Genomic DNA, 3,747 nt, shown 5'->3' on the forward strand with positions numbered 1-3,747 from the left:
TCCGTTCAACTTTCGCAAGAGTTGGTCGCTCCCGCCGTGGGCTCGCTGACGACCCACAAGCGGCCGTCGAGACGGGCGGTGTCGCACCGCTGCATCGACTGGGTGTCCTTCGACCCGTTCGCGTCCTCGTCGACCTGAGTCGCGGCCGGGTTGCCAATTCCGAACGCCCCGTCGAGCAACCCCGAGTCCGCCGGGTCGCTCGTGCCGTAAACCAGCACGTCGAGAAGGCCCTCGGTCGTGACCGGCGTCCCGTTGGGAAAATCCTCGACAGCGCCCTGGTACAGCGCCACGGCGTCGGCGCCGTTCTGCATTTGGTTTTCCGGGGACGAGAAGGCGATCTGGGGTTCGGGCGTGAGGCCGTCGGGACCCACCCACAGGAGCCCATCGATGCTCGTCGCTGCCTGAAGCGCGAAAGCACCGTACGACGTATCGGTCGAACCGTTCAGGAGAACGACTACGTAACCGGAGAGATCGGTATCGGCCACACCCGATGAGACCTCCACGAACTCGGCCGTATCCGTTCCGACCTGATCGACGTCGACCTCGTTGATGACGAGGTGAACGACCGTTACCGGGAACGGGTTGCTGCTTCCCCCGTTCGTCGTGGCGACGAGATCCTGGGCTCCGCTCGGGGTCGAGTCCAAGAGCGCGGTCACTTCGATCTCCGTCTCCGAGGTAACGGAGAAGATTTGGCTTATTCCTCCGATCGTCACGTCGACGACATCGCCGAGCCCATCGCCGGCAATTACCAGGTTGCCACCGTGAGCGATGACGGGATAGTCCACGGAGGAGATCGTCAAGTCGGGGCTCGCACACCCTTCGTCGATCAGCCCATCACAGTCGTTGTCGATCCCATCGCCGCAGACCTCCGGAGCGCCCGGAAAGACTGACGGATCGCTGTCTCGGCAGTCCGTGGTTCCGCATCCTTCGATTTCGGCGAAGAAGCCATCGCCGTCGGCGTCGGTGCAGACGGGCTGCGGAGTATCGGAGACGATCGAGCAGACGATGTTACCCAACGCGTCGAATCCGGAAACCATCTCGCCAACCGCGCAGCTCTGCCCGAAGAAGGCTGGCTCTGGCCCCGCCGGGCCGGGAGGTCCGACGCAGTCCAAGACCGAACAGGTCGCATCGCCGTCGACGTCCTCCTCGGCAAGGTCGCACGAGCGGTTCGCGTTGGCGTCCCAGCAGCTGAGCCCCGCGGGTCCGAGTGCTCCGTCCGCGCCGTCGTTACCGGATGGCCCGCGAGGTCCCTCCGGACCCACCGCGCCTGGTGCTCCCGGCTCCCCCTGAGGGCCTTGGGGACCGATACAGTCGACAGGGGTGCACGTCCCGTCACCGTCTCTGTCTTCCTGCGTAGGATCGCAGATCAGGTTCTGGTCGAGGTCCCAGCAGCTCAAACCGGGAGCCCCATCGGTTCCATCCATCCCGTCGAGCCCGGGCATGCCATCCGGCCCCTGAGGACCCGGCTGTCCCTCAGGTCCCTCGGGCCCGACCGTTCCCAGCGTGACGTCCAGGCTGCTAAAAAACCGAACCGAGCGCCAACTCCCAAAAGGAGCGGTGCCGTCTCCCTTTTCGTTCGCATCTCCGTCCTCATCGTCGAGACGTCCCACGCTCAGACGATAAGTCCCGGGTGGCTCGCACGAGGTCGGGAGCGCGACGATCACAGTATCTGGCACGGAGACATCTATCGGCGCCAGCTCGACCGGTCCTGATGGATCTCCGGTGTCGAGCGCCACGATGATCCGCTCGGGGTCCCGAAACGTGCCCCGGACGGTGATGGCGCCGAACTCACAGTCCACTTCGGCCGCTCGGATTCTTTCTCCAGACTCGGAGTGACGCCGCCCGCCCCCACCGGCGAGCGTAGCGCTCGCCATTGTCAATAGGCCGATGACTGCCCCTTTCCATTTCAGCGCAACGAAGCTCGAGCTCATTGGACAAACCTCCTGATACTTGCAGTCGCTGGGTCGTCGAAATTTCGCGCGGCATCGGGCCCAGCTTCGTTTCCCGATCCCGGGCGTTCGGTGTTCGTCCCTAGAAGACGAAAAACGGGAGAGGGAACCTCCCTCGTGTCCCGGTTAGGATCTGTCCTTTGCGCTCGACCGGAAGGGGACTCATACTACCCAGTCGTGACCTACATGATTCCGCCTCCCGCGCCCGAGCCGGCTTGACGTGACGAAGACCTCTCGGCTCGACGCATTCATCGAGCAACCCCGTCGGGCGCTCTGGCAGCTTTCCGTTCCGGTGATGGCGGGGATGGGGCTCCAGACCGCTTACATGCTCGCCGACATGTACTTTGTGGGCCAGGTGAGCGCGGAGGCTCTGGCCGCCCTCGCTTTCAACATGCCTCTCGTGTTCCTCGGGCTCGGCGTCGTATTCGGCCTCGGCACCGGAGTTACGGCGGTCATCGCTCGTTACATCGGCGCCCGGGACAAGCGCCTGGCAGACTCGAGTGCGGAGCATGCCGTTGCCCTGGGGCTCCTGCTTTCGATTTTGTTCACCGTGGTCGCTCTCCTCTGGGGACGTCCTCTTCTCGCAGCCCTCGGCGTACCCGCTTCCCTCATGTCGTTGGCGTGGGACTATTTCTCTGTCATCGCCATGGGTTATGTCTTCGTCGTGATGTCGGTTTTCTTCCGTTCCATTCTTTCCGGCGAAGGGGACACCAAGACCCCGATGATGATCCAGGGCGCGGGAACGCTCTTGAACATCGCGCTCGATCCCGTGTTCATCTTCTCTCTCGGATTGGGGGTGAAAGGTGCCGCCTGGGCGACGGTTTTGAGCCAGGCGGTGCCGGCCCTGGTTTTCGTGTACTTCCTTTTCTTCAGGGATCACGCATACGTCAATTTCGAGCTCGAGAATTTTCGCCCCAGCGCAAGTCTATTCGTCGACATCTTTCGTATCGGAGCCCCGGCGTCCTTTTCCTTCATCGTCATCGCGATCGGCGGCGCGGTATTCAATCGATTGCTGATCGAGTATTCGGAGGAGACGGTGGCGGCCTTCCAGGTCGGGATGCGCATCGACCACATCGTGCTGTTGCCCATCGTTGCCATCTCCGCGAGCACTCTGACGCTCACAGGGATGTTCTCCGGGGCGAGCCGGATCGACCTGGTAAGGGGAACGGTGATTTACGCTCTGTCGCGCGCCATCGGGGTCGCTCTCGCGATGGGGACTTTGTTCTTCGTTCTGGCGCCCTCGCTCGTCGGCGTCTTCTCGGAGAGCCCGCGCATCACCGAAATCGGCACGGGATACCTCCGGGTGGCGGTGTTCGGTTATCCGTTCGTGGCGATGGTGATGCTGGTGGGGCGCGTGCTGCAGGGAATGGGACAGGGGAGCCCCATGTTCGTGCTTTCGTTACTGCGCGTCGTGCTCTTGAGCGGTCCGCTCGCCTACCTGTTCGTATTCCACCTGCACAAACCCGTGGAGTGGGTCTGGCTCGCCATGGTCGGAGGGATGGTGGCGACCGCGTTTCTTGCGGCCGTCTGGTTGAAGTCCGCACTCGGGGCCGGGCTCGCATCGAGTGTCGTGAGCGGGCGCTTGGACGGCGTCGCCGGCCGTCGACCCTGATCCACCACCAGTGCTCGTCTTGTTTTGGTTGCTTCTCGCCCATGACCTCGAGTTCACTTACACGGTCGTCGTGATCGACGGCGCCGGCAACTACCGGGCGGATCTCACCTGTGACCTCGACGCGGTCGCTCTGGGTGTCGCACCCGGGGCGGACTCCGAAGAGGTCTTCCGCCAGTTGAACGCACT

General features: G+C 63.4%; 2 protein-coding genes. One reads left to right on the forward strand and one right to left on the reverse strand.

What is annotated here, in order from left to right:
* Positions 1-5 precede the first annotated feature (5 nt).
* The gene (locus VEK15_01495) at positions 6-1,931 is read right to left on the reverse strand and encodes a MopE-related protein (GenBank protein HXV59338.1); all 1,926 of its coding nucleotides are present in this window, start codon (positions 1,929-1,931) and stop codon (positions 6-8) included.
* Positions 1,932-2,169: 238 nt separating this feature from the next.
* Between VEK15_01495 and VEK15_01500 the strand changes: the two genes are divergently transcribed.
* Positions 2,170-3,561: an MATE family efflux transporter gene (locus VEK15_01500; protein ID HXV59339.1), complete on the forward strand. Its 1,392-nt coding sequence runs from the start codon at positions 2,170-2,172 to the stop codon at positions 3,559-3,561.
* Positions 3,562-3,747 lie beyond the last annotated feature (186 nt).

Source organism: Vicinamibacteria bacterium, from assembly GCA_035620555.1.
Taxonomy (GTDB): domain Bacteria; phylum Acidobacteriota; class Vicinamibacteria; order Marinacidobacterales; family SMYC01; genus DASPGQ01.

Bases quoted from the DNA above. Each gene is read 5' to 3' on its own strand.
- VEK15_01495 (HXV59338.1), bottom strand. From the start codon at position 1,931: ATGAGCTCGAGCTTCGTTGCGCTGAAATGGAAAGGGGCAGTCATCGGC.